At 46.1% G+C, this 26,432-nt stretch carries 21 protein-coding genes; 3 read left to right on the plus strand and 18 right to left on the minus strand.

All coding sequences use genetic code 11. The features are described 5' to 3' along the window. Positions 1-185: 185 nt before the first annotated feature. Both NV381_RS00390 and NV381_RS00395 read right to left on the minus strand, forming a co-directional pair. The gene (locus NV381_RS00390; protein WP_258211271.1) at positions 186-1,160 is read right to left on the minus strand and encodes an MBL fold metallo-hydrolase; all 975 of its coding nucleotides are present in this window, start codon (positions 1,158-1,160) and stop codon (positions 186-188) included. A gap of 6 nt (positions 1,161-1,166) precedes the next feature. Continuing rightward, positions 1,167-1,907, minus strand: a complete 741-nt coding sequence (locus NV381_RS00395) for a class I SAM-dependent methyltransferase (RefSeq protein WP_258211272.1) — start codon at positions 1,905-1,907, stop codon at positions 1,167-1,169. Positions 1,908-2,197: 290 nt separating this feature from the next. On the opposite strand from NV381_RS00395, the gene NV381_RS00400 reads away from it, so the two are divergent. Continuing rightward, positions 2,198-3,409: an ROK family transcriptional regulator gene (locus NV381_RS00400; protein WP_258211273.1), complete on the plus strand. Its 1,212-nt coding sequence runs from the start codon at positions 2,198-2,200 to the stop codon at positions 3,407-3,409. Positions 3,410-3,499: 90 nt separating this feature from the next. Beyond that, positions 3,500-4,483 carry a formylglycine-generating enzyme family protein gene (locus NV381_RS00405; RefSeq protein ID WP_258211274.1) on the plus strand — a complete coding sequence of 328 codons (984 nt, stop codon included), beginning with the start codon at positions 3,500-3,502 and terminating at the stop codon, positions 4,481-4,483. A 230-nt stretch (positions 4,484-4,713) separates the two neighbouring features. On the opposite strand, the gene NV381_RS00410 is transcribed toward NV381_RS00405, so the two are convergent. From NV381_RS00410 to NV381_RS00470, 13 genes are all read right to left on the minus strand, one after another. Then, positions 4,714-7,989 carry an S-layer homology domain-containing protein gene (locus NV381_RS00410; RefSeq protein WP_258211275.1) on the minus strand — a complete coding sequence of 1,092 codons (3,276 nt, stop codon included), beginning with the start codon at positions 7,987-7,989 and terminating at the stop codon, positions 4,714-4,716. A gap of 56 nt (positions 7,990-8,045) precedes the next feature. Continuing rightward, entirely contained in the window at positions 8,046-9,899 is a 1,854-nt protein-coding gene (locus tag NV381_RS00415; RefSeq protein ID WP_258211276.1) for an exo-alpha-sialidase, read from the minus strand. A gap of 251 nt (positions 9,900-10,150) precedes the next feature. Beyond that, positions 10,151-11,074 (minus strand): dihydrodipicolinate synthase family protein, encoded by a 924-nt coding sequence (locus tag NV381_RS00420; RefSeq protein ID WP_258211277.1) that lies wholly within the window; start codon positions 11,072-11,074, stop codon positions 10,151-10,153. A 53-nt stretch (positions 11,075-11,127) separates the two neighbouring features. After that, a complete protein-coding gene (locus tag NV381_RS00425; RefSeq protein ID WP_258211278.1) occupies positions 11,128-12,144 on the minus strand; it encodes a sialidase family protein in 1,017 nt (338 codons plus the stop codon). A gap of 28 nt (positions 12,145-12,172) precedes the next feature. Next, positions 12,173-13,000 (minus strand): carbohydrate ABC transporter permease, encoded by an 828-nt coding sequence (locus NV381_RS00430; protein ID WP_258211279.1) that lies wholly within the window; start codon positions 12,998-13,000, stop codon positions 12,173-12,175. Positions 13,001-13,014: 14 nt separating this feature from the next. Beyond that, positions 13,015-13,872 (minus strand): carbohydrate ABC transporter permease, encoded by an 858-nt coding sequence (locus NV381_RS00435; RefSeq protein WP_258211280.1) that lies wholly within the window; start codon positions 13,870-13,872, stop codon positions 13,015-13,017. Between the two features lie 109 nt (positions 13,873-13,981). Next, positions 13,982-15,325 carry an ABC transporter substrate-binding protein gene (locus NV381_RS00440; protein ID WP_258211281.1) on the minus strand — a complete coding sequence of 448 codons (1,344 nt, stop codon included), beginning with the start codon at positions 15,323-15,325 and terminating at the stop codon, positions 13,982-13,984. 163 nt (positions 15,326-15,488) lie between these two features. Next, positions 15,489-16,508: a LacI family DNA-binding transcriptional regulator gene (locus tag NV381_RS00445; RefSeq protein WP_258211282.1), complete on the minus strand. Its 1,020-nt coding sequence runs from the start codon at positions 16,506-16,508 to the stop codon at positions 15,489-15,491. 235 nt (positions 16,509-16,743) lie between these two features. Further along, complete coding sequence (locus NV381_RS00450; protein WP_258211283.1) at positions 16,744-17,763, minus strand: LacI family DNA-binding transcriptional regulator; 1,020 nt, start codon at positions 17,761-17,763, stop codon at positions 16,744-16,746. 207 nt (positions 17,764-17,970) lie between these two features. Beyond that, positions 17,971-19,143, minus strand: a complete 1,173-nt coding sequence (locus tag NV381_RS00455; RefSeq protein WP_258211284.1) for a DNA sulfur modification protein DndB — start codon at positions 19,141-19,143, stop codon at positions 17,971-17,973. Continuing rightward, complete coding sequence (locus NV381_RS00460; protein WP_258211285.1) at positions 19,143-20,279, minus strand: DGQHR domain-containing protein; 1,137 nt, start codon at positions 20,277-20,279, stop codon at positions 19,143-19,145. Before NV381_RS00460 ends, NV381_RS00455 begins: the two co-directional genes overlap by 1 nt. Positions 20,280-20,645: 366 nt before the next feature. After that, the gene (locus tag NV381_RS00465; protein WP_258211286.1) at positions 20,646-22,013 is read right to left on the minus strand and encodes a (Fe-S)-binding protein; all 1,368 of its coding nucleotides are present in this window, start codon (positions 22,011-22,013) and stop codon (positions 20,646-20,648) included. A gap of 8 nt (positions 22,014-22,021) precedes the next feature. Continuing rightward, entirely contained in the window at positions 22,022-23,533 is a 1,512-nt protein-coding gene (locus NV381_RS00470; protein ID WP_258211287.1) for an FAD-linked oxidase C-terminal domain-containing protein, read from the minus strand. Positions 23,534-23,682: 149 nt separating this feature from the next. On the opposite strand from NV381_RS00470, the gene NV381_RS00475 reads away from it, so the two are divergent. Beyond that, positions 23,683-24,378: a FadR/GntR family transcriptional regulator gene (locus tag NV381_RS00475; protein ID WP_258211288.1), complete on the plus strand. Its 696-nt coding sequence runs from the start codon at positions 23,683-23,685 to the stop codon at positions 24,376-24,378. Between the two features lie 84 nt (positions 24,379-24,462). On the opposite strand, the gene NV381_RS00480 is transcribed toward NV381_RS00475, so the two are convergent. The 3 genes from NV381_RS00480 to yhfH form a co-directional block, all read right to left on the minus strand. Continuing rightward, positions 24,463-24,942, minus strand: coding sequence for a GNAT family N-acetyltransferase (locus NV381_RS00480; protein WP_258211289.1), 480 nt, complete (start codon positions 24,940-24,942; stop codon positions 24,463-24,465). A 34-nt stretch (positions 24,943-24,976) separates the two neighbouring features. Then, positions 24,977-25,924, minus strand: a complete 948-nt coding sequence (locus NV381_RS00485) for a metallophosphoesterase family protein (RefSeq protein ID WP_258211290.1) — start codon at positions 25,922-25,924, stop codon at positions 24,977-24,979. A gap of 184 nt (positions 25,925-26,108) precedes the next feature. Then, entirely contained in the window at positions 26,109-26,321 is a 213-nt protein-coding gene (gene yhfH / locus NV381_RS00490) for a protein YhfH (RefSeq protein WP_258211291.1), read from the minus strand. Between the last annotated feature and the right edge of the window lie 111 nt (positions 26,322-26,432).

The raw sequence follows: 26,432 nt of genomic DNA on the forward strand, positions 1-26,432 counted from the left end.
CACATTAAATTGGAGGCGGCAGGTCGAATAACGGAACTCTCTGTTCCGTTTAAATCCTTCAGGGGCTCATAGAAGGTTCACACGCTACCCATATAGAAATCCTTGATGATCATGGAACGTTAGAGATTTAAAACACTAATGTAGCTAAACTGGGTTGCTCGCTAATTTCATACTCTGGTGCTGTCCTATGCTTGAAAATATAGGCAAGCTTCCTGTTCTACTTGCTTAATCTTTCCAGACTCACGCATATAAATAAGATGCGCCAGCGTCTCGGAGAGAGCGAACCTTAGCTGGTGAAGCGTCAGCTTGTTACCGAAGGTATTCCGGCATACCTCGTAGGCCGTTAACGGTCTTTCAAGCAGCATCTCCCGCATTAGCTCCAAACGGGACTCATGATGCTGTATAAGCTCCTGCGTACGCAAAGAGAACTTCTCAAAAGGCTCCCGATGCCCCGGGTAAGCCCATGCCACGTCGTAGCGTCCGATTGCTTCCAGGCTCTGCAGGAAACTGCCCAGCGGGTTCTCATCAATGCTACCTGGCAAATAGCTGACGTTCGGTGATATTTGCGGGATTACATGATCCCCGCACAGCATTTCTTTCGTTTCGGCCCGGTAGAAGCACACATGCCCCGCGGCATGGCCTGGCGTGTGCAGGGTTGCATACTCATGATCACCCAGCATTATGCTATCGCCTATGGTCATAATCGATACCTTCGGCTGTGGGGATACCAGGGAGACAAAGCTGTCCATATGATCCTGCATGGACAGCAGCATTTCCTCCGGCATCCCGTGACGGGTAAAGAGACGCAGCAAGGAAGCGGTCATTGGCTGCCCTTCTCCCCACAGCAGACCTACCTGCTCATAGCCAATGGCCGACATACGGACCGGTGCATCCGAGCGCTCCTGAAAATAACCGGCAAGCCCGTAATGATCGGGATGGTGGTGAGTCAACACAATCTGCTCAATGTCCCGGAAGCCTATACCAAGCTCATGCATGGCTTGTTCCCAGAATTGCTCCGCAGCTTCCGTATGCAGTCCGGGATCAATCAGCGTATAACCGTCCTTACCACGGATCAAATAGCTGTTGACCCAGCGAAGCGGGAAGGGAAGAGGCGCTTTGATCTGGTATATAGATTCATTATGTAAGGTAAATAGGCTCATGTTGCATTAAATTCCTTTCCGTCGCCCAACGAAAATCATCCGTTTCGAATCGGCTTTATTGTAAGCAGAAGCATCGTAGCCTCCATACACGTGCTGCACTTCCAGTCCTGCATGATCCAACATGCTCAAGAAAGTATCGAGTCCAAACAGCTTTACTTGCTCTGAATAGGTCCGCTCCTGCGTGCCAGGCTCACGGATCACTATGCTTTTCCGCACAAAGCCATCCTCAATTTTGCGAGTTTCCTCTATTGTGCATTCCCCTTCCTCCCGCTTCGAAAAAGGAACCAAATTCGCCACAACATGATCTGGATTTAAAAAGTCTATTATAAACTGTCCATGCTCCGGTGAAAGCAGCCGGTGAATTTCCTTTAATACTTTCTCATTCTCGCCAGCCTCTTCAAAATAACCAAACGAAGTAAAAAGGTTAACGACTGCATCATAAGTTTCGGTTAACGGCACTTCGCGCATATCTCCCTGCAGCCAACGAACCTTCTCTTCCGTATCCATCCGGACCGCTTCCCTCAGCAGCACATCGGATAAATCAACACCTGTAACCTTAAAACCGAAGTCTGTCAGCGCCATCGAATGCCTTCCCATTCCACAGCATAAATCAAGCACTTCTGCCCCGGCTGGCAGCTGAAGCCACTCTATCATACGTTTGACCTCGTTATACGCTCCCTCAAGATCCCGGTGTTTATAAACTAATAAATAATCATCGCCAAAGCTTTTTTTATACCATTCCGACATGATCTTCTCTCCTTAGCGTTTCTGAAAATAGAACTATCCTATAGTAATGAACATTGATTAGTATGAATTTACAAATACAGCAATCTTATCTTACCAAATTTCGTAAGGATGTAACAATCCTAATGGTTGATTCGCATATTTGTTCTATGGTTTAGAGATGATTACTGGTGTATAATGTAAGCTTAAATACAAGCTATATTACAATGTTTAAATAAAAAAGTCACATAAGATGCTGCGGGAAACTTTGACGTATAAGGCTTTCCGGGAATAAGTGGGGGTTACAATTAACCATGCAGTTATTATCCATACATGAAAGAATCGGCAGCCGCAAGCATAAGGAAATTTATGAGCTCATTCGGCGTCAAGGTACTGTTTCCAAAATTGATTTGTTAGAACAAAGTCAAATGACGGGCAGCACCTTGACTCGAACCCTTGAGGAATTAACAGCACAGGGCTGGTTGGTCGAAGCTGGTTTCGGAGAATCAACCGGAGGCAGACGGCCGATTCTGTACCAGACAAATCCACTCGGGGGCTATGTATTCGGGCTTGACATCTCCCGGATGAGCTCCAAGCTGATTTTATGCGATTTGCATATGAATAAACTGGAATCCAAAAGCTGGGTGATGGACGATAGTATGACCCCAACACGCCTCTTAATGGAAATTGCAGACACAACACTCGCTATGATGAAAGCTCACGGAATTGCTGCAGATAGCGTACTTGGCATGGGAATCGGTGCTGTTGGACCATTGGACCGTTTCGCCGGAGTTATTCTGGAGCCGCTGTACTTTCCGGCAGCCGGGTGGAGGGATGTTCATATAACCAGCTTCTTGCAGGAGAAGCTTGGGTTCCCCATTTCACTCGATAATGGTGCGAACACTGCAATTATTGGTGAATCCTGGTCGGATCGGAACCGCGACTATAGGCATTTGCTCTACGTCCATGTAGGTGTCGGAATTCGTTCCGCTATGATGTCCAATGGAAAAGTGGTCTATGGCGCTGTCGATATGGAAGGCTCTATTGGTCAAATGATTATTCAGACGGATGGCCCAAGGCTTGATGATCGCGGCAACTACGGATGCTTGGAAACATTCGCTTCCATTTATGCTTTGGAGCAGCAGGCCCACTCCCGGTTAAAGCAAGGACGTGAAAGCTCCCTTAGGTATATGGAGAAAGATCCGGATAGGGTCAGCTTCACGCACCTGGTCCAAGCTTTGAAGGACAGTGATCCGCTAACCGTCGAAATTTTCTCACAAGCAGCAACCTATTTTGGCATTGGCTTGTCCAATCTGTTGAACATTTTGCATCCGGAGAAAGTAATTCTCGGCGGATCATTGATCAGCAGCCATCCTAGCTTCTTTCAAATGGCAACCCGTGTTGCAATACGTAATACTTACCATTATCCGAATTATCAAGTCGTTTTCAGTCAAGGTCATTTGGGTGAGGAAGCGTTAGTCACCGGTGCCGCAATCATGGTCATTAATCAATTGACGGAAGTGTAAAACTAACATAAAAAGTAAGCTTTTCTACGGCAACGCCCTGCATTTGCTACGAAGTTGGCTTTCTGAAGGAACGCCCTAAGGAGGATAATTATGAACGAACCGACAAAACCATCCTGCTGCAGCTCAACGAGCAGATCGGCTGCACAAAGTATTAAGTTAGACAGCATCAATGGATCGGATACCTTTCCCCCTATCAGCAATCAATCCAATACACCTTCAACAGATGGAATGATTTATTTGCCGGGAGGCGAATTTCTGATGGGAACGGATGATCAGGAAGGCTTTCCACAGGATGGGGAAGGTCCTGTACGTTCTGTTTCCATTCGCCCCTTCTACATTGCACCTTACACCGTCACCAATGCGGAATTTCGTGAATTTATCCGTGCTACGGGCTACAAGACGGAAGCGGAAGTCTTCGGCTGGTCATTCGTATTCCATTTGTTTGTATCCGCCGAAACCGCTGCCCAAGTTAAGCATGTTGTACAAAACACACCTTGGTGGTGGAATGTAGAGGGAGCCGATTGGGCGCATCCAGAAGGCCCCGATTCATCTATAGAGGATCGGCTGGATCATCCGGTAATCCATGTATCCTGGAATGACGCTTCCGCTTACTGCCAATGGGCAGGTAAACGTCTGCCAACGGAAGCGGAATGGGAATATGCAGCGCGGGGTGGACTCGTGCAAAAGCGTTATCCTTGGGGGGACTTGCTGAAGCCAGGCAGCGAGCATCTATGCAACATTTGGCAAGGCAAATTCCCTGACAAAAACAATCAAAGCGACGGCTACGCGGGAACTGCTCCGGTACATTCGTTTCAGCCGAATGGCTATGGTCTGTATAATGTGTCGGGCAACGTCTGGGAATGGTGCGCCGACTGGTTCAACCCATCATGGCATATTAACGGCCCTCGCTCAAATCCGCACGGCCCACAGCAAGGCGTGGCCCGTGTCATGCGGGGAGGCTCCTACTTATGCCACAAATCCTACTGCAACCGCTACCGCGTTGCTGCACGGAGCTCTAACACGCCGGACAGCTCAGCAGGCAACATGGGCTTTCGCTGTGCAGCGGACGCTTAGGAATAAAGATTATAACAGCAGCAACCAGGACTGCACCGGATCAAACAATGAAGATTACCCCTCTTGCTCTTCCAAGAGGGATAATCTTCATTGTTTTTTTGAATTTGCTTGAGTCCAAATAAGGCGATTAATTTACGGTATGTTATATATAGTTAATTACCTTTCGGTAACCTATATATAAACAGGCTATCCCGTACAACTTTGCGGGATAGCCCATTCACATCATTATTTTATTTTATTTTATTAAGAATCCGATACACAATAGTCGCAACTTCAGCTCTCGTTGCTTTTCCTTGAGGATTGACCTTATTATCATTACCTTCGATAATTCCAGCTTTCACAAGTGTTGCAACGCTTTCCTGAGCATAAGCTGCAATATCTTTAGCATCTGTAAAGCCATTCAAATCTGCTGCTGTGCCCGATGCAGTTATTTTTCCAGAAAGCTTCAATGCTCTAGCAGCAAGTACCATTAAATCTTGTCTGGAGATTTCGGCTAACGGATTGAACTTGACGCCGTCCACTCCATCAGTGATCCCAAGGGATTTAGATATGCCTAATGCTTCATAGAAGTAATCACTCTTCGTTACATCTTCGAAATTGGAAGTAAACTCTGCCTTTACACCTAAAGCCCTTACAAGCATCGTTAGGAAATCTGCTCTGGATATATTTTTATCCGGTTCAAAGGTTTGTTCCGAGGTTCCGTTTACAATTCCTTTTTCCTTCAAAGCTTTGATTGCCTCTTGTGCCCATGAATGCCCTGCAATATCGTTAAATATTTGCTTACTGCCTTCATTTTGACCACTGTCAGGTTTAGTCTCAGGTTTCTTGGTTTCGTCTGGTTTTGGTGCCGTTGTATCCGGTGTGGCTGGAGTAGTTGTCGGTGGTGTAGACGATCCTCCTCCTCCTCCTGAACTGCTGCCTTTGCTATTACTCCTTGTTCTAACTTGTACGCTAGCCTTCGCCTCGAAGCTTCCATCAACCGTTTTGACGGTGATTACTGTCTCTCCATTGGCTAATGTAGTTATTAGGCCGTTCGCATCCACGCTGGCAACAGCAGGATTGCTTGAGCTCCACGATACCATCTTATTAGTCGCATTATCCGGAGTTACCGTAGCTTTTAATTGAGCTGTTTCGCCTCTCCAGAGACTGATGCTGCTTTGATCCAAAACAACCTTTTCAACCAGTATTGGTTTTACGGAAACATGTGCCACTGCGTTAATATTCGTCTCTTTAACAGAACCACGTACATCAAAATCTCCCGGGGCTGAATACTTCAAAGGATCGATTTGCTCCCAAGTTACCTTAACCGGCTCTTCCTTATTGTCGCTGTATACTGCTGTTACGACCGATGGAAGCACAGGCGCTTTTCCGACACTCGTCGTAATGCTCTCATCCTTCAACCTGACTAATACTCTCGGCTTCTCGACTTCGACCACTGTAATGTGTACCGCTGCTTTTAAATTCGTACCTGTTACATCACCGGATACATCAAATGTCCCCGCTGCGGCGTACTTGGCTGGATCAATCGGCTGCCATTTAACACCAACGGACGCTTCCTTATTGTCGCTGTATACTGCGGTAACGACTGAAGGCAATACAGGCGCTACTCCAGCATTTGTAATAACATTGGAGTCCTTTAAATCCACAATCAATTGTGCGGCTGGATCCTGATAGTAATAAACTCCTCTTAGCAAAGGCTGAAAGGCTGGAATCTGCTCCTTCGTAATGCCTGCTGGAAGCTTGGTCAGATCTATAACCCCAGTGATCTTTTCTTTAATAAAAGAATTCCATTTGAAATTTGATCTAAGAGCATTCAAATCCCAATTAACCGGCAGATCTACATAGTTCATCTTTTCGTTAACAGGACCTTTGCCATAGGACATATATCCTTTTACGGTCAGAGGCAACATAGCTCTTAGTGTTTTGTCATTCGCTGTGCCAATAGAGAACGATGAAGGAACGGCGATATCAAGCTCAACTTTTTCAAAATCAACTACCAGTTTGCCATCCGCATCGCCTTGTTTAATCCAATCCTCCGTGACTCTTGAATACATGATATTGTTAAATCCGTTAAGTGCTCCATCATTTGCTGCAAAATCACGGGTAAAGGTAATGAGAATATCACCATTCTTGGCTTCTGTAATAGCAGGATAATGATAATCGCCTGGGTTGGCACGTGAATCGATCGCAAGATGCCTTCTATATTTCCATGTTCTTCCTTCATCATCCGAAAGAGCTACAGCCAAGCTATTTCTCTTCTTTTGCGCATCAACATGGACAAACGCCCAGTTACCGTTCTTTAGCTGCACCATATCATGGCCTACGCCCGGATCAATTAATTCGGGTACATCTTTACCTATGGTCCAAGTAAATCCCCCGTCCTTCGATTCGGAAGATACTACCCGATAAGGAGCCGCACCATTATCACGCAAATAAGCAACCAATGTTCCGTCTTTTCTTTGCGCCATAGATGCTTGAATAATGGCATCCCCTACGATAGGCTCGCTAAATTCCCAATGGATCTCATTGTCTTGGAGCGGTTTGGACGGATCATATTCCGTAATTGCATAAATGCTTTGCTCCAACGTGTCGGAGTATAAAGGAAGCAGCATACGCACTTTACCGCCATTCGTTGGTATGGTGAACGGCTTATTTTTTGTCTGCCAGCCAAGACGGCGAGCCAATGGGTAGCCGGAACGTCCTTTCCAAATCTTATCGGCAACGCTTGGAGCATAAGAATCAACTGTTGAATTGCCTCCAGCCAGCTTCATAATTTGATCGACATATCCGTCGAAGTCTTCTCCGTTAATCCTTGCATTAACGCCTGCTCCTCCTTGATCTACAGGCTTAAAGTTGTATGCCTTAAACTCGGCAAGCTTTTGCTTCAAAGTATTTACATATCCCTTTTGCAACCGTGGACTGATGAAGTCAATAGCGTTATCAGGGTTAACCGGGTCCCCGGTAATCAACCCGATTTTTACATTGATAACCTCGGACCATGTCCAATTGGGCTTTTTATTGCCAACATTAGCAAACTCATAGCTCCCTTTTTCCGCATATGCGTATTTCGGCTGTGAAGTTTCCCATCTGCCTGCCAGCACAGGATACCAGAATAACCAGAGTCTCTCGCCTGCATCCACGTACACAGCGGGATTAATATCCGCAATATCCTTGGAATCCGCCATAAGAAAAGGAGTTTTCCATGTTTTTCCTCCATCTACCGATCTTGCTCCCATAATTCTTGTCGTAGTTGCGTCACGCTCACCGTTTCCCTGAAACCATACGGAAATCAGCTCGCCGCTTGGCAATTCTGTTATGCTGGAGCCGTGTACATGGTCGCCGTTATCCCCATCGTCTTTAATAGGCTCAAATATATTCACAGCTGTGCTATCCACTTTAAGAACACCTGTAATTGCTCCTGCATCTGCGGCATTTACGGGAAAGCTTGTTCCGGCTAGACTCAAACAGATAACAAGAAGTAAGGCAAACGTTATCTTTTTATTCATTTTCATTTCCCCTTTAAAAGTAACTTCGTCGAACCGTTCCATGTAGCTCTGTCAACTTAAGGAGCATCAGTGACCGTAACCAGACATTTCAGCAAAGTTCCGTATTTCACACTTTTCACATAGATTAATGCCGTGCCTGCTTTCTTGGCTGTGATGGTGCCTGTTTGGTCAACGGATGCAACAGCAGGGGTATCTGAACTCCACACATTACCGCCGTCTGTTCTGACAACACCGTCTACAGTCAATTCAACAGTAAGCTGCTTGCTGCTAGTAGTGGACATATTTAATGATTGACCCACCGCAACTCCCGCGTTTGAAGCAGTCATGGTCGCTCCGAACAATTTTTCCATCTCGCTAGCTTCCACTCTTGCAAAGCCCATCGTTTTACCTGAGGATGAATGGTGGGAATAAATCATCAACAGCTCATTGTTGCTTCCAACAATTACCGATGGATATTGATACGTCTGATCCTTAAGCGGATCTTCATCAATCAATATCGACTTCCATGTCTTCCCTTCATCCTTGGAAAGCGATAAACTCACAGAATTTCTGTGTCCGCTTTTCAGAAGATCACGGTTCACCTCTTGATTATGCAGGGCAAGCCAGTCACCGTTAGCAAGCTTGGCAAACTCAAAGCCGCCGTCATTTTTCAAATAAGGATCAACCTTTGCGGTACTCCAGGTAGCCCCGCCGTCCTTGGATTCCGAATAGGACACATGCCAAGCAAGACGTCCGTTTCTGCCATCCAGCTTACCGCTTCTAAAATAGGCGCGAACTGTACCATCGGTTAATTGAATCATGGAGCCTTGAATCGTACCGGATCCTACAACAGGCTCGCTTATTTGCCAGGTTGCTCCTCTATCATCGGTATAGATAAAGACCGAGTTGGCCAAGGAATCGGAATAAAGAGGCAGCAGCAATCTCTTCTTGCCATTGTAATCGATCTCCAATGGCTTGTTTTTCGTTTGCCAGCCCATACGGTTATACGCCGGATTCCAGGTTTTGTAATCGTTATCCGCACCTGCTGCCCGCTCAATAGAGTTCTTGATAATAGGAGGCTCGTAGGTTGAATAGCCGATGCCATTGGCGTTCATAACGTATTTCCCGTTCTTAAGCAAATCAGCAATCTCTTGGCTTCTGCCCGCATAGACATCATCGTAAGGCTTTGCCGTCGTTAAATAATTCAAGTATTTATCGTATTCATTTTTCATCTCCACTACGAAGCTGTCTGTAACATAGCGTATATCCGAAGGATTATACTGTGAAGTTACTTCAACATATTTCGAAGGGTCGAGAGGCGTCGCAGCTGTAACCTTGCTAGGCAGGACATGTCTAATTTCCGAGCCTTTAATACGATAATTCCATTGTCCGTTCGCATACGAGCCTGCACCTGACATTGTATCGCCAACGTTCATATAAACTACTTCAGGATAATGCCATTTGGGATTGCTTCCATTGGTGATATCGTATTCATAGCTGCCAAGATCGGCATACATATATCTCGGTTGGGATGAAACCCATTGACCGTTTAACACGATATAATAGAAAAGCCATAACCGATCCTGGCTATCGACAAACAAGACCGGGTTAATATCTGGGAAATCATATGTATCGTAAACCAGGAAAGGGGCTGTCCATGTTTTTCCGCCATCCTTCGATCTGGCTCCCATAAGTCTTGTATTGTTAGCATCTCTCTCGCCTTCTCCTCTGAACCAGACCGCAAACAAGGTGCCGTCTTTCAGCTCTACCATAGAAGGGCCATGGTTATGTTCATTGTGATAAGGGAAAATATCTCTTTTAAATATTCCCTCCATCGCTGCAGGATCTGCGGACACGATCGCTACTGTTTGAAACAGACTGAATGTCATCATCAGAAATAATAGAAGGCTTATACGTCTTTTTATTTTCAACTTACTGCACTTCCTTTCAATTAATCTTAAAAGCTCTATTAGGGATGTAAGATTCCATAATCTTGCACTTTCAACCATTTCATAATAGGACTGCTTTTTCTCCCATCAACTTATCGTCCCACCCCCTTTCAAGTTCAGCTGAAGCATCCTTCTGGTGTGATAACGTTTACATCATTAACTAATAGGACTCCGATAATCGTTGTATTGCGTAGCCACACGAACACAGATTATCGGAAAATTCCTACTTGCAATTAAATCCGGTACTGCTCCGACAAGCTCTTGGACAGTCGGTACAGCTGCTCTACCTCAAGCCGATTGGTTGCGGTAAAACCATCATGGTTTTTGGATCGGCAGTGATAATTATCGAGAATACCCTCCAGCATTAAATAGTATTTGGCATTTACAGGGTATAATTGTTTTTCAATAAAGGACGCCATGCTTAGGAAGTCGACCAATTGAGCCGCTTCTTCCTGTTTGACCAACCAATTACGCTGTAACCATACGTAAAGATCAGGATGGAAATTAGCCATAATACCACTGTATCCAGTAATACCAAGCTTCAAGGTTTCCAGCAAGGTAGCCGTGTTAGCATTATATATTTGCAAACCGCCGTCCTGTACGGCCTCCAATTTCCCTTTCATATTATCCACATCGCAGCTGGTGTCCTTGAGAAATAGAAATCTTCCTGTACCCGCACACCATTTCAATAGCTCCGGCGAGATAAGACGCTTGTAGGGATGGGGGCATTCGTAAAAGCCAAGAGCGATATCCGCGGGTATTTGCTTCAATAAACTTTCCAAGTTTCTTTTCCAAACCTCATCCGATTCGCCCTCCAGAGCAAGTCGGTTCGTAATTAGAACTAGTGCATCAATTCCTGTGTCAGCCATTGCATTTAATTCCTTGATCTGATCTTCAAAATCATCCGAGATATGCCCCGAAGCAATTACAGGGACACGTCCTGCCGCTTTCTCCTTAACAAATGCCGCCAGCTTCACTCTTTCTTCCAGTGTCAAAAAAAACATTTCACTGGATTGGCATACCGCAAAAAGTCCATCTACCTGATTTAAAATAAACCATTCAATGAGACGTTCAGTAGCCTCGTAGTCAATCTCATTGGACTCTGTAAAAGGAGTAACCATGGTTGGCCATATTCCTTTTGAAATATTCGGTTTCATTTATTTTCCTCCACTACCCTTAGTATGGCTGTTCATTTCTCTATGGCTCTAGGCTAAAGCGAGCATTGTACAAAGGCGATATTTTCCCTTTTCCAAGTATAGGTGACGTAGATATCATTTCCATCCGACAGGATTGCGGGATAAGAGTACTCTCCTTCACCCTCCACCAGTACAAGCTCATTCCCCCATGAAGCGCCGTTATCGTTGGAGCATGCCAGTACAAGCGGCGTTCTAGGCCCCCAATTGGTTTCTACCGGATTATAAGCAAGAACCAATGTCCCGTTATCCATCTTTACAAGATCAATGCCTGAATTGTTGTTAGGAAGCTGTGTTGGGTACGCATCATTCCAGGTTCTTCCGTAATCTGAGGAATCACTGCGATAAATTCGGCCTTCCGAGCTTCTTAGCAGCATATGTACCTTCCCAGGCTCAGATTCCCAAAGCGTCGGCTGAATCACACCTCTTCCATAAAACGACTGCGTGGATACGGGAATATTACTGTCTGTAACCTCTTCAATGCTGCTATTTTCATCGAAACTGCCGATGCCAATATCCTGACTTCTAACCCAGCTGTCCCCTTGATCTGATGAACTATCAACGAAAGCCTTCCAGATCCCATTCTCCGTTGAAGCCGGTGCCAACCAAGTACCATTCGTAAGCACGATCTGTTTGTTGCGAACAGCTCCTCTTCCCCCACGATCTCCTTCAACTAGTTCAAGAGGCTCGCTCCATGTGAAACCATTGTCCCGGGAAATTTTATAACGGGTAGACCATTCCTTAATTAATCGTCCCACTTTATAATAAAGCACAATTTCTCCATCCTGTTTCACAAACAAAACGGGATTCCAATGCGGCAGCCCTTCCTCATCAGCTAATCGATAAGGCGCCGACCAGCTTCCGTTATGCTTCCTTGCACACCAAATGGCAACATCATCGGCACCTTCTTCACTTCCTGCGAACCATACCGCAAGGATGTCCCCACCGGGAAGCAGTGCCAAATGAGAAGCATGACAGCTTTTAAAGGATGTGTTTGCTTCAAAAACATAGGTTTTAGCAACTTCTTTAATCATGGAGCTACGCCTCCCCAACTATATATATCTAGCCTTTAATCCCTGTATTCGCAATTCCCTCAACGAAATAACGCTGCAAGGAAAGAAAAACGATAATGGACGGAATGATGGCCATGCAAGCACCTGCAAGAGATGTTCCGTATTGAAACTGTGCCGTAGAGTTAGCTCCACCCATGAACTGGGCAATTCCTACCGTCAAAGGCTTCAAAGCATTTTCTCTGATCGCAATAAGCGGCCACAAGAAATTATTCCAGTTCGTTATAAACATAAGAATCGTTACCGTAGAAAGCGCTGGCTTGGAAAGCGGAAGCATGATTTTGGCAAAAATACCGAAATCCTGACAGCCGTCAATGCGAGCTGCCTCTTCAAGCTCTTTCGGAATGCTTTTAAAAAAGCTGGTTAGAATAAATACACTCGTCACATTCGCACCGGCTACCAATACAATAGCGGAGTACGTATTCAATATACCGAGACTCGATACGAGCAGAAATAACGGAACAATGTAAGCTTGAATCGGAATCAATAGCATAGAGAGCACAAGTGTAAATATTAACTTCTTACCTCTGAACTCCAACCGTCCGAACGCATAAGCTGCCAACGTTGTTAATACGAGAACAAAAACCGTGGAAGCTACTGTCATATAAATGCTGTTAAGCATCCAGCTTAGGTAGGGGTGCTTCTGCAAAACCTGAACGTAGTTCTCAAGTGTAAAATGATCCGGGATCCATTGCGGAGGATAACTCACAATCTTGGCTTCCGGCTTAAGAGAAGAGATGACGGACCAAAGTAATGGCAGCAGGAATACAGCGCTGGTAAAAGCCATAACCAGATATACGAGAATTTTTTTTATATGCATATTTAGTTTCACTCCTAGTCATCCAACTTCAGAAATCTGGACTGGATTTGTACAAGCACGACCAGTATTACCAGAATAGCGATGCCCAAGGTTGAGCCATAGCCAAGGTTATAATTCTGGAAAGCCGTTCCGTACAAGTACTGAACAAGCGTTAAGGTCGCCGTTCCTGGCCCACCGTTGGTCATGACAAAAATCTGATCGAACACTTGAATCGTGTTAATTAACGTCAAAGTAATAATCATCGAGGTGATTGGCTTTAAGAGCGGTAACGTAATACTCATAAATGACTGGATCTTGTTAGCCCCGTCAATTTTTGCAGCCTCATACAATTCCGCAGAAATGTCCTGCAGCCCGGCAAGATATAGAATCATGTTATATCCCATGTAGGACCATATAGTAACAATAGCCACGGAGAACAGAGCGTATTTATCGCTCGTCAGCCATTCCACAGGACTTAAGCCAATAGCTTTTAAATAATAATTAAGAATGCCGAAATTGTTATCATACAACCAATTCCATATGATCCCTACAACCGCAGGTATAAGCACATACGGGATAATAGCAATTGTCCTGACCGAATTACGAAAGCGTAGCTTTTGATTCAGCAGCACGGCTAGCAGCAGGCTGAGAACGATTAGCGCTGGTAAAGTCATTAACAAGAAGGCCAATGTGTTTTTCAAAGAAATATAAAAGTTGGGATCGCGAAATAGCTTTTCGAAATTATTTAAACCCGCAAACGTCGCATTACCTACAATATTCCACTTGGTAAAACTGACGAACAACCCTGCCACACTCGGTCCAAAACGAAAGACAACGAATATCAACAAGTAAGGCAATAAAAACAATGCCGCGACCTTTCCTTGTCTTCTCATAGAGTCTACAACCCTTTCGCTAAAATACTTAGATGATAGACATAGCCAGCCGCAACCGGCCATGTCCATTATTGCCTTCATGTCGCATGTGATACTTGCCAAAAATCTTTTACTTGTCAGCCAATATACTTTCCATGTCTTTCTTCAGCTGCTTGGCAATTTCCAAAGTATTCTTATTGTTTAGAATCGCATCTTGAGCAGCAGTCAGAATCGGGCTCGGAGCCGTGCTTGAGAACAACTGAGCAGATTTCGGATGTGCAGGCAGCAGGAACGCACTGTTCAAGCTTCCGACAAAAGCATCTCTTCCGACCATTTTCTTAGCCACTTCCATGCCCGCATTACTTGAAGGCAGCTGGCCTGACTTAGCCCAGTCACCGGAGTTTTTGTCCAGCCATTTAACAAACTCGGCAGCTGCAGCCTTCTTGTTCGGATCTCCTTTTTCATTCAACGGGAACGTCAATATTTCTGCTGCACCCCATGCCGCTTGTTTTTCAAACACTTGAGGATACGCTGAGCTTCCCCATTTAAGGTTTGGAGTAGCTTCCAGCTTAGGCATATTCCAAGGACCATCTACGGTCATTGCGATTTTTCCGGCAACGAAATCATCCATATTCGATTTCTCGCCTTTTGGAACAACCTTGTACTTGAAGACCAGATCCTGTAAGAAACCAAAAGCTTTGGCCGCTTTATCCACGTCTATATCCACTTTGGTCATCGTTTCATTAAACGGATTTGCATTTTGCTGATTCATTAAAGCGAAAAATTGATAAAATACATGATGATTCATAGCGAAGCCAAGTCCGTATTGCTCAACGTTTTTGTCATCGAATCCGCTTTCATTTGGGTGTTTACCGTTCTTGTCCACAGTCAGCTTTTGAGCCATGGCAATGAGCTCTTCTCCCGTCTTGGGCGGAGCCGACAAGCCTGCTTTCTCAAATAAATCTTTGTTATAATAAAGACCGTGCATATGCACATCCAAAGGCACAGCATATTGTTTACCTTTGTAGAACGTACCGCCCCATGCATAATCCGAGTAATCCGCTTTATTCATCTTTACAGTTTCAGCAGTTTTCGGATCAAGCACACCCATTTCGGTAAATTGACCAAGCTCAAACGGATGCATGGCCAGAACATCAGGCGGATGACCGCTTTTCATCTCCGTAAGGAACTTTGCGAATAAAGGAGTCCATTGCAATGAAGTGAATTCGACTTGGACTTTGTTCTGCTCTTTATTATATTTGTCAACCAAGCCTTTCATCGTTTCTAAGTCAGGGCCGGTCCAACCGCCCCAATAATCGATTTTGACCGGTCCACTTGGTGCCGGAGCTGTTGCTGCCGGAGTGTTGGAAGCTGCCGGTTGTGTGCTTGGATTGTTTCCACTGCTTTGACACCCCGAGAAAGCTACCATTAGTGCTGCGGATACGAGTAATGTTGGCACCCTTTTTAACGTCATACTTTTTTTCCTCCTAAACATAATTTATATATTTCTTAAAGAGCTTCAATTACAGACGAGACACCGTCAAATATCAAAGCTTCTAGTAAGCAGATTCAATAGACTGCGTCAGACAAGACATGTAAGCGTTGTCTTTCTTGTCCGGAATAGCGGAGCGCTTATTCTACTTATAGCCTCCGCAAGATTGCCTTATTTCCAAATGAGTTTCAAACAGATGTGAAACCGTCGAGTTGGACTTATGCTGCATTAAGTTGGTTAACTGCTTCACACATTCACTCGCCATTTTTTCTACAGGAAGATGAACCGTTGTTAGCGGTGGAATCGTAAAACGTGTCACTTCATCGTCGTCATGGCCTACGATCTCGATATCTTTCGGTACCCTGATTCCCACTTCATTCAGTGCCATCAGAGCCCCAACTGACATTTGATCGCTGATTACGAAAATTGCTGAAGGCAATTCACCCTCTTGTTCCATCAAAATCCGTATCGCTTCATATCCGCCCTCTTCCGAGAAGTCCGAATAGACGAGATGCTGCTCAGCTATTGCCAGTGCCAATTCACCGGCTTTCGCCATAAAGCCTTCTTTACGAAGTCGAATCGCTTTGGACGATACATTCGGAACGATCACTCCAACCCGGCTGTGTCCACGGCTTGCAAACAGCATCGCCACGTTCTCCCCTGACTTAAAGCTGTCGACATTCACATAAGAATATTTAGTCGAGCTTCGCTGGTACAATACGATAGGAACGAGCAGATTGGCCTGATCCAAAAATTCCTCGTCCTGTTCTGTAGGGTTAGCGATAATGGCCCCATTGAACCGCGTTCCTGTCAGCAAGCTCCGAACCTCGCACAGCCTCGTTCCTACATAAGGCTGAATCATAAGCTCGTATTCCTCTTCCAAACAAGTGAATGAATCTTGAATCCCCTTTAATACTCGACTGATCAAAGCCGTACGAGTATCAAGAGCCCAGAACAAGGCAATGATCGGTAATACCGTCTCTCCACCGCTGCGTAAACGTCTGGCTGATATATTGGGCTGGTAGTTCACTTGCCTGGCAACCTCGATTATTTTTTGCTGTGTGGCTGCGGAAATCCGATATTGATCGCCTTTACCGTTAAGCACCATAGAAGCCGTACCCTGAGATACGTTCGCAAGCTGGGCAATCTCCTTTACGCTAGCCATAATTCACTCTCCACTTTTAGCTGAATCGTTATGCTAATACGTTTTGCTAAAACGTTATGCTAATACGTTATTATCATATTTTACAATTCTTTCCCTGTCAACATTTTTATTTTTGATGCTCACTTTTTTTGAAAATGCACTAACCGGTATCAATCCGATTCTTTGGGGAGAAACGGAAAAAACCTGGCCGATGGCCAGGTTCATGTCAAATTAAGTGCCTATATTCAAACCCATTCTATTTAAAGTTTCCACAGGACATTCGCGTAACTATATGTGTATCAAATACTTTACTTGTCGGTGTAGTTATTCTATGATGCATCATTTCGACCAGCATGTTCACACATTCGCCTGCCATTTCCTCAACCGGCAAATGTACAGTCGATAAGGTAGGGATTGTAAATTGGGCGACCTCATCATCGTCATGCCCTATGATCTCGATATCATCAGGTACCTTTTTGCCTGCTTCATTCAGTCCCATCAAGGCTCCGACAGCCATGCGATCACTGAGGATAAAAAGCGCAGAAGGCAGGTTCGAACTATTTTCAAGCAAGCTCTGTATGGCCTCGTAGCCGCCGTTTTCTGAAAAATTGAAGCTTACAACATGGGACGGCGACACCTCCAACCCGAGCGCTGCAGCTTCCTTCAAAAAGCCTTGCTTGCGAAGGAGAATGGCTTGCGACGATACATCCGGCACAATGATCCCCGCTTGACGATGTCCCCGGTTTGCCAATAATTTCGCAACCTCCTCCCCAGTCTTATATCCATCGACATTCACCGTGCAATATTTGGATGAGCTTCTTTGATACAAGACGACTGGCACATTTAAACTGGCTTGATGCAGAAACTTCTCATCCTCTTCGGTCGAGTTGGCAATGATCGCCCCGTTAAATCGTGTACCCGTGACCAAACCCCGTACCTCACTCAATTTCGAGCCTACATATGGTTGAATAAGCAGCTCGTATTCTCCCTCAATCGTAGCAAGCGTGAGCTGTACTCCTTTCAAAAACCGGCTGATCAATGCTGTGCGCGTATCCAACGCCCAAAACAACGCAATGATCGGAAGTACCGTTTCACCGCCACTGCGCAGACGTCTTGCCGAAATATTAGGCTGATAGTTCAACTCCCTGGCAGCCTCAAATATTTTTTGCTGTGTACTCGTGGAAATCCTGTATTGTTCCCCCTTCCCGTTAAGTACGATAGAGGCTGTACCTTGCGATACATTCGCTAATCGTGCGATTTCTTTAATACTCGACATCCAGGTAACACCTCAATCCTTATAGTAATAGTAAGATTTCAAACCTCTTATTTACTATCATAATCAATTTTCCGATAGAATCAAACTTGGCTCACATTGATGCCCGTAAATCAGTAACAAAAAAACATCCAAAACCGCACCACTTTAAAATAATGTGAGCGAATTAAGGATGTTTTTGTTGAATATTCCAAACCAAATTATGTCTTACTAAGCCGTAGACGCCTCGTCACCTGTTGACTCCCCATGCAGCTCTTGGAAAAGCTGTACCAGCTTGCCATGCTTGCGCAGAGATTTCTCATGAATCAGATTTAGCTTGCCGTTATCCAATGTTCCGAAGCGCTCGATCAAGTGTTCATTCTCCTGAGTCCAATCGAAGCCCTCGAAGATGCTCAGACATGATGTCCAATTTTTCGTATATTTGCCATCCTTAAACAAGTGGCCATTTGCATACAAAGCAATACTTTCCTGCATAGCCCGACTGGCGGAGCTATACTGCGGAAGGCCCGGCTGCTCCGGCATCAAAGGCAGCAATGTACTGTAGAACTGATGCAAAATCTCCGTGTACGTGGACGGATCCTGACGAATTTTGCGAGCCAGCTCGTAGGACGGCTGCATTTTACCAGTAAACAGCATGGTTGCCGTTGAATACAACCAGCTAAAGGAAGTAAAGTTTTTGTTATACGAAGTCAGGTTTGCACGGCGTTCCACGCCTGCGCCTTTAAGGAAGACGTTGTGATCGACCACCTGTTGAATAACAAGATTCAATGGATCGATACTATCGAAGGAATGGCCCAGCTCCTTGCTCACCAGCTGTACCTTCGAGTTAATGTCGCCAAACAGCTGCTTCTCTTCTTCTTCGCTCAGACCAATATATATTTGCACGGCCAGTTCGCTCTCCATCAATTCAAGGCGACGGCGCTCGATTTGTTCTACAAGGCCCTGCATTTGTTCAAGCTCCAGCTTCAGCTCTTCATTCTCGGGAGACCTGCGCTGCTTGATCGTCAAAACGGATACCTTTTTCTCATGACTGCGTACTTCCTTCAGCATTTGCTCGTTTACATAGCCCAATGCCAAAATCCGATGCTGTCCGTCCAAAATACTAAGCTTGGAGCCAGGACGCAAAAACAATCCCTTCTCCATCTTTGCTAATGAACTCACTTCACGCAGGGATAGCGTCACAGGTCCGAAAAATACGCGATCCAGCTCGCGCTCCTGCAAATAGTTGGAAATTTTACGGCGCTGTCCTCCGCTTAGCTTACGCTGAACCATCGGATCGATCGATGTGTAATTCAGCAAATCCTGTACTTGTATTGCCACCGTTGCTAACCCGAATTTTTCGCAAAACGGGTGAATTGTCATATTTAAGCAAAGTCCATCCATTAGCCGGCGTCCTCCTTATCACGAATCAGAAACAGATGATGCTCCTGATAGAAGTCTTTGATATACTGGTAAGCTTTGACTATACGTGAGCGTCTTGGCAATCTGTCCTTTTCATCTCCCGAATAAATCCCGTTCCAATCAATGTGAGGCAAAATTTTCATTGAATACTCAAGCGCATACCGATTGAACGTACCTGTTTTGACCACTTCATCATGAAAGAACATCGCCAGTGCAATCTGGATATTTTCCGTCCAGCACTGCTCGCCTTTTACCGGGTCCGGTAAATATCTCAGGAGAGTATCGAAGTAAAAGGAAGCCAGCTTTTGATGCTCCTCAACTTCTTTATCCTCGAAATAGTAGCCGTTGTTGCGGGCAGCCGATTTCAGGCGGCCTTCGAACAAACCAGCCAAAATTTCCACAAGCAGATGATAGGAAAATAAAAACTCGGGCCCTTTACCACGTTCCGTAAACATATCTACGGATATTTGCTTCATCGCTGGATCCTGTTCAGCCAATTGGGTCGCCAGCACATGGTAAAATCTTCTTTGCTCTCTAAGAACCGCAAGATTACCGCCGATTTTACGCGGAAGCTTGTTAATATCCGAGAACAATTGACGTTCTTGTCGGGAATTGATGTCCAAATAGATCATCGTAGATACAGGGAAGGTGTACAGCTTGCTCAGCTTAGCTGTAATTTCTTCCATTCGCTCGTATTCCCTGCGGTCCTTGGCCCGCGCCATGTTGCTTTGCAATGTTTCCATTAATCTGCGGAAAGCTGCCAAACGATGCTGTCCATCGACCACATACAGCTTTTCAATGGCTTGTAAGCGGTATACCTTTTGCTCTTCATCATACTCACCGGCACCTCTAGCCGATAAAATTAAACCCGGAAAATAAATGCCTTGATTGTGATCCAGAAAAAGCATGATGTAATCCATGAGCTTGGAAAGATTTTGTGGAACAATGGAACGCTGTACTTCCAAATCGACTTCATAAATGGAAAATAGTTTACTCATAGGCAACGTTGTGGAAAGAGTTGCTTGCCCGAATGTTCTTGAAGCTACACCGGGAATTTCAATGTACGAAGATGCTTTTTGCTCCGCCAGCAGTTCTGACAGAGAAGATATTGGATCCATTACTTATGTCCTCCTTAAATATTCATTCACTCTCTAGAGATAGTACTATAAATAGGTTCATATAGTTCCATTATACACCGAATATCCACGAAACATTCAAATTATAGGATAATATTACAAGTGACAAATCAAATAATTCTCCAAGTTTGTCCATTTTCCTTTGTCGTTTTACATAAAAATAAAAATTTTCCATCTGAATAGCAACAAATAGTCCAGCGCCTACTTCTAGGTCGTCAGGACTATTAGATTGCATTGCGTTATTTTCAGTGCCAATACCTGACCCCGAGCTATCCTTGTGAAAGCTTTTTTGTTTCGTAATGGCTTCGTGAATCCGTTCAACTTTTCAAATTCCGGCAAGCTTTACAGTTAATTTTCCAATGATTCGGCAAGAAAATCTACAAGATGCATAGCCTTCATCCGATCCGATTGTCCTGAGCGATAGACTCCCCACTGCATTTGAAGTAAGCAACCAGGATTGGCTGTTATAATAACCTGAGCATTGGTTTCTTCCACAAGCTCCATCTTGTGGTCTAGCACTTGAGTGGACATTTGAGGCTGAGTCAAATTGTAAATTCCGGCCGAACCGCAGCAGCGCTCGGCCCCCTGCAGTTCATTAAGGCGGACGCCCGGCACCGACTTCAGAAGGGTACGAGGCGCGCTCTGAACGCGCATCACATTGCGCAGATGGCACGAATCCTGATACGTGACAGTCGTTGCAGGCTGCTCCCGCTTGATGGGCAGCGGACGCCCTTGCTCCGTGAGCAGCTCGGAGATGTCCTTGACGCTGCGGGCGAAGCCGTGCGCAGCATCGGAGCATGACGCATCGGCGTGCAGCAGATGGTCATATTCCTTCAGGCTCGCGCCGCAGCCGCCGGCGTTGCTCGCAATGCTGTCGACGCCGGCATCGGCGAAGGCGTCGATGTTCACGCGGGCGAGGCGGCGTGCCGCGTCCGTCTCGCCCGCGTGGGCGTGCAGCGCTCCGCAGCAGGTTTGCGAGGTCGGAATAGCGACCTCGAAGCCGGCCCTGCGGAGCAGTTGGATTGTGTTCACGTTAGTCGACGTGAACAGCACATCCATGATGCAGCCGCGGAACAGGCCGATGCGTGCCAGCTTGTCGCCGACAGGCGGAATCACGAGCACGCGCTGGCCGCTTGGCGTTGTTTCCCAAGCCGCCGGGAGACCCAGCTTCTCCCAAGCGCGGACAACGCCATCGGAGGAAGCCTGCGGCAGGATCGCCTCCATCTGCCGCATATGCTCGGGAAACATGCGCATCACGCCGCTTTTATGCGTCAGCTGCTGCATACCCGAGCGCTGGTACAGCTTGAGCAAGCCACCAACCATACGCATGCGGCCATGATGCGGGAACAGCCGCTCCATGAATAAGGAGCGAATCGCCTTTACATGCCAAGGAAACTCCGTTTCCGAGGTGATCGATTCCCTCGCCTGCTCAATGAGCTGGCCATATTTCACATCGGATGGGCAGGCAGGCTCACAGGCACGGCAGCCCAGACATAAATCCATCTGCTCCTTAAATTGCTGGTCAGGTGCCATAACACCGTCAGCGACGGCTTTCATTAACGCAATGCGCCCTCGCGGGGAGGCTGCCTCCAGTCCTGTCTCATTGAACGTAGGACAGGCCGTTTGACAGAAGCCGCAGCGCATACAGTTAGTTAATTGGTCAGAATCAAGCGTAAGCTTCAGCTTTTCTGCCAGCCTTGATTGTTCGATCGCCATAACTAAAGTCACTGCCCTTCCCGCGAAGCTTTTTTATCATCCAGTTGCTGTTGTTGTTGCTGCTGTTGTTGCTGCTCAGGTGCCTGTGTATTGCTGTTCGAGCCTCCATGAGGCCTATTTAATACTACCCGTTTTCGCGTTTCTGCAAACATCTTCCCAGGGTTCATAATGTTGTCCGGATCGAATGCCAGCTTCAAGCGCTTCATAATATCAATGCCGGAAGCCCCGACCTTCCATTCGAGATACGGCGCTTTAACCAAACCGACACCGTGCTCTCCGGTTATCGTGCCTCCCAGGCTCAGTGCAACCTCGAATATTTCATCAAAAGCTTGCTCGACCCTGTGCAGCTCCTCCGGGTTCCTAGCATCAGTCATTGCCGTTGGATGCAGGTTGCCGTCGCCGGCATGTCCGAAGGTGCAAATCTGAACATCGAATTTAGCCGCTACTCGTTGAACCTCCTGGACCATCTCGGCTAGCTTTGATCTAGGCACAGTGGCATCCTCAAGAATGGTCGTAGGCCGCAGTCTCGACAAGGCAGCCAATGCGCTGCGCCTTGCCTCCATAACTTTCGCGCCTTCCTCTGGCGTAGCTGCCACCTTTACTTCAATTGCCCCCTCACGGCGGCAAATTTCCTCAATAAGCAGCAAATCCCGCTCCACGATTGTCTCATCACCATCCTGCTCAATGGCTAATACAGCTTCTGCATCAACAGGCAGACCGATTCTCGCAAAATCCTCAACCACACGAATCGTAGCTTTATCCATAAACTCAAGCGTGCACGGCGTAATCCGATTAGCAATAATTTGCGATACAGAGCGTGCAGCCGCAGAAAGATCGCTATAAATAGCAAGCATCGACCTGCGAAATACAGGCTTAGGCACCAGCTTAACCGTTGCCTCTGTCAATATTGCCAATGTCCCCCCGGAGCCTACAAGCAATTTGGTCAAATCATACCCGGCTACATCCTTTACAAGCTTCCCACCGGTTCTGAGAATGTCTCCATTAGCAAGCACCGCTTCAAGGCCAATCACGTAATCCTTCGTCGTTCCGTACTTAAGCCCACGAAGTCCGCCCGCTCCAAGCGCAATGTTCCCACCCATCGTGCATATAATCATGCTGCCAGGATCCGGCGGATAAAAGAGCCCTGTTTGCTCCACTGCCGTATGGAATTGCTTAGTATTCAGCCCCGTCTGAAATGTCGCGGTTAAGTTATCTTGATCGATTTCCAGCAGACGATTCATCCGTGTCATTACAATAACGAGTCCGCCCAGCACGGGAACGACACCCGCACAAAGATTACTGCCGGCCCCACGTCCTATCACCGGGATTTTGTACTCAGCGCATATCTTCATAATACCGGACACTTCCTCAGTCGAAGCAGGAAACACAACCCCCTCCGGCATCGATTGATACAACGGCGTAGCGTCATAGCTATAGGAAACCAAAGTTTCCGTATCATCCTTAAACCATTTATCGCCGACAATCGCTTGCATACGTTCACGAACATTTTGTGGAAGCACTTGGGATTATCCCCTTTCATAAGTTCCGAATTGTAAATGATAACCGATTCAGCTATAATTTAGATCAGGTCATCTGATGACTTTATTATAAAAGTGTATTTTGCTATCTGTCAATCCATAACATAATACTGCTGAAGGAAGTGATTGATGTGATAATTCGAAAAGCCTATGAAATTGCTGCTGAGGCGATTCTTGAACGAATTCAACAAAACGAGTGGCCGATAGGGACACGGCTCCCCTCAGTTGAACAGCTGGCTGTTTTATTAAATGTAGGCAGGTCGACGATCCGCGAGGCACTAACGTCATTAAAAGCTCATGGTTGGGTCGACGTGAGACATGGCGGCGGTACCTTTGTATTAAAAGACAAGCAGCCTGAGCTGCTATGGCAAGCGCCTGAAATTTCGGATATCCAACAGCTTCGCGCGTGGCTTGAATTAAGATTTATGCTGGAAACTGAAAGTGCCGGCTTGGCAGCAATCCGCAGAAACGAATCCGACCTGCAAGAGCTGTACCATATTATCAATGAAATGATCACGTTGCAGGATGAGGATTTATTGGAAAAGTCCGATATCCGTTTTCACATAGCTGTAGCTACAGCCGCTCAGAATCATCTGCTTGTGAGTACACTCCAGTCCTTATTCCAATCGATGGGATCTGTAATGCGCGAGAGCCGCAGGCTGTGGTTGTTTGCCGAGCAAACCGAGGCTGCCCGTTTGTCTGAGGAACACCGGCAAATTGTCGATGCTATCCAAGCTGGCGACTCTGGTTTAGCCAAAGAACGAATGGCCTCTCATCTTCATAAAGTCGAACAGGTGCTGCACAAGCTGCAGGCAGTCCAGCAATAATTTTATTCTCACAACAAAAATAGACCGGCAGCAGCCTGAAGCAGGCCGCACCAGTCTATTCACTTTTAAAATTCCGCATGTTCATTAAGTCTTCTCAAGCATTTTAACGAAACGATAGCCCGTTATCTCATATCCCAGCTCTTGATAAAAAAGATGAGCCTCTTCCTTACGTCCGAAGCCGCTTATTAGGTAGGTTCCGTTGCAGCCCAGCTCCAGCGCTAATTGCTCAGCGAACTTCATCAAGCTTCTCCCAATTCCCGATCGCTTGGACAAGGCATCCACCACAATGATGCAAATTTCTCCATAACGGCTAACCTCGCGGATATTTTCACGCACACGAAAAACCAATGTTCCCAGAACAAGTCCTTCTTGTTCATAAATATAGATCGTGTCACTGTCGCTTTGTTCCGTCATCCTCAGTCGATCCTTCATCTCATCATAGGAAATGCCCTCTCCGCCTAGTTGAAGCATGAGCTTGCACAGCATGGGAATATCCTCGTCAACCGCCTTGCGGATGTATGGCCCCTCATCTGTAGCCCTGCTTATAGCGCTGTATTCTTCCATGTGTGCCCGCCTCCCGGTATGTATTAACCATTATCTACCCGTTGGTTGCTTGAAGCTCCGGTGAATGCTCCGGCTGGTTATCGATCCGGCTTCCATCCTCCAATCGAATCCAGGTATCAAACCCGGCTTGACCTTGATTTAATCGGATGACACGCGCTCCCCTTTGCATCGTTTCTTTCCCGTAGGTGTTGAACCCGGTCGCTCTTCCGTAGCACAGCCTGATCCCATGCCACTGTCCGTGATAATCGTTGATATGATCGTGACCCGTAAATGTCCCCATCACATTCCCTTTTTCCAGCATCGCCGTAAAAAATCCCGAATTCACCTTCGGGCATCCAACTCCTTCTTCTTTCACGCCAAAGCAGGTTTCCTTATTCCACATCTCTTCGTATTCAGGTACAGGGATATGAAAAAATGCAAGCGATGGGACAGGTTGTCCTCCATTCCACTGTGCGAAAGCATCCGCTTGCCTCGCAAACCATTCGATTTGATCACGATGAATCCAATCATAGCCCTTAAGTAGCGGTGCGGCATAATCGCCTGAATCAAGAGCATATAAAATAACCTCCGGCTTGCCTTCACCATTCAAGATCGGGATCGTATAATTTCCAATTCCATGCAATTCCTCAGGACCAGCTTCCGATAAGCAGGTAGAATGCTCGAGCTGTACCTGCAACAGCTCCGATTTCGTTGTTCCATACTCGGCATCATGATTGCCAAATACAGCAGCCCATGGAAGCCGTCTTCCGCTTACAATCGAGACAGCATCATGAAAGGATTGCTTGGGATTACGGCAATGCTCGCTTTCAATCGTATCCCCGGTAAAAAATACCAGGTCGGGCTGCTCCAAATCCAGTACCGTCTGCATTAACTTAGCCGTCCTTTGATCAGGTTCCTCCCCATTTTTCCAATGCAGATCCGTAAATTGCACGATTGTAAATGTTCCTTCCGGACGAAAGTTCAGCGAAGTGCCTGGTCTCATTGAAACTCCCCCTTTTTTCCAATTCATGCTTTTAATTTACCAGATGATTGTGCACTGTAGCTAATACAATTTTATCGTGCACTCATAAGTAAAACTGATGAGAAATTTGAGAGATAGCCCACGGCAATAAAAATCCCCCGATCGCCCCTTTTTACAGGTACGGTCGAGGGAATAAAATGAGAGGCTAGTTAGTATAATCATCGATGATGTTGCAGCCTTGCATGAAACGAACCGGCTTGCCAGGCGGCTGAAGCGGTGATAACGGATAAAACGTGTTGCCTTCGCATTCATCGCAGGTGCTTTTATGACACTCCGACTGTTCCTCCAGCAGAGTACCGCACTGCGTACATCGTTTTGAAGCATACAATTCAAAAGGATTCATCGGTTCAACGGCCAACGTTCAACACTCCTTTAGTAGTATGATCTGTTACAATAACAGTTTTGATAATTATGCTTTTATTATATAACAGTTTTTCGATAAATGCGAGCGCTACCAATAAATTTTTCC

It is taken from the genome of Paenibacillus radicis (ex Xue et al. 2023) (assembly GCF_024722015.1).
Taxonomy (GTDB): Bacteria; Bacillota; Bacilli; order Paenibacillales; family NBRC-103111; genus Paenibacillus_S.

What these genes read in the sequence shown, in the direction of transcription:
- NV381_RS00390 (WP_258211271.1), bottom strand. Translation starts at nt 1,160, where the DNA reads ATGAGCCTATTTACCTTACATAATGAATCTATATACCAGATCAAAGCG.
- NV381_RS00395 (WP_258211272.1), bottom strand. Translation starts at nt 1,907, where the DNA reads ATGTCGGAATGGTATAAAAAAAGCTTTGGCGATGATTATTTATTAGTT.
- NV381_RS00400 (WP_258211273.1), top strand. Translation starts at nt 2,198, where the DNA reads ATGCAGTTATTATCCATACATGAAAGAATCGGCAGCCGCAAGCATAAG.
- NV381_RS00405 (WP_258211274.1), top strand. Translation starts at nt 3,500, where the DNA reads ATGAACGAACCGACAAAACCATCCTGCTGCAGCTCAACGAGCAGATCG.
- NV381_RS00410 (WP_258211275.1), bottom strand. Translation starts at nt 7,989, where the DNA reads ATGAATAAAAAGATAACGTTTGCCTTACTTCTTGTTATCTGTTTGAGT.
- NV381_RS00420 (WP_258211277.1), bottom strand. Translation starts at nt 11,074, where the DNA reads ATGAAACCGAATATTTCAAAAGGAATATGGCCAACCATGGTTACTCCT.
- NV381_RS00425 (WP_258211278.1), bottom strand. Translation starts at nt 12,144, where the DNA reads ATGATTAAAGAAGTTGCTAAAACCTATGTTTTTGAAGCAAACACATCC.
- NV381_RS00430 (WP_258211279.1), bottom strand. Translation starts at nt 13,000, where the DNA reads ATGCATATAAAAAAAATTCTCGTATATCTGGTTATGGCTTTTACCAGC.
- NV381_RS00435 (WP_258211280.1), bottom strand. Translation starts at nt 13,872, where the DNA reads ATGAGAAGACAAGGAAAGGTCGCGGCATTGTTTTTATTGCCTTACTTG.
- NV381_RS00440 (WP_258211281.1), bottom strand. Translation starts at nt 15,325, where the DNA reads ATGACGTTAAAAAGGGTGCCAACATTACTCGTATCCGCAGCACTAATG.
- NV381_RS00445 (WP_258211282.1), bottom strand. Translation starts at nt 16,508, where the DNA reads ATGGCTAGCGTAAAGGAGATTGCCCAGCTTGCGAACGTATCTCAGGGT.
- NV381_RS00450 (WP_258211283.1), bottom strand. Translation starts at nt 17,763, where the DNA reads ATGTCGAGTATTAAAGAAATCGCACGATTAGCGAATGTATCGCAAGGT.
- NV381_RS00455 (WP_258211284.1), bottom strand. Translation starts at nt 19,143, where the DNA reads ATGGATGGACTTTGCTTAAATATGACAATTCACCCGTTTTGCGAAAAA.
- NV381_RS00460 (WP_258211285.1), bottom strand. Translation starts at nt 20,279, where the DNA reads ATGGATCCAATATCTTCTCTGTCAGAACTGCTGGCGGAGCAAAAAGCA.
- NV381_RS00465 (WP_258211286.1), bottom strand. Translation starts at nt 22,013, where the DNA reads ATGGCGATCGAACAATCAAGGCTGGCAGAAAAGCTGAAGCTTACGCTT.
- NV381_RS00480 (WP_258211289.1), bottom strand. Translation starts at nt 24,942, where the DNA reads ATGGAAGAATACAGCGCTATAAGCAGGGCTACAGATGAGGGGCCATAC.
- NV381_RS00485 (WP_258211290.1), bottom strand. Translation starts at nt 25,924, where the DNA reads ATGAGACCAGGCACTTCGCTGAACTTTCGTCCGGAAGGAACATTTACA.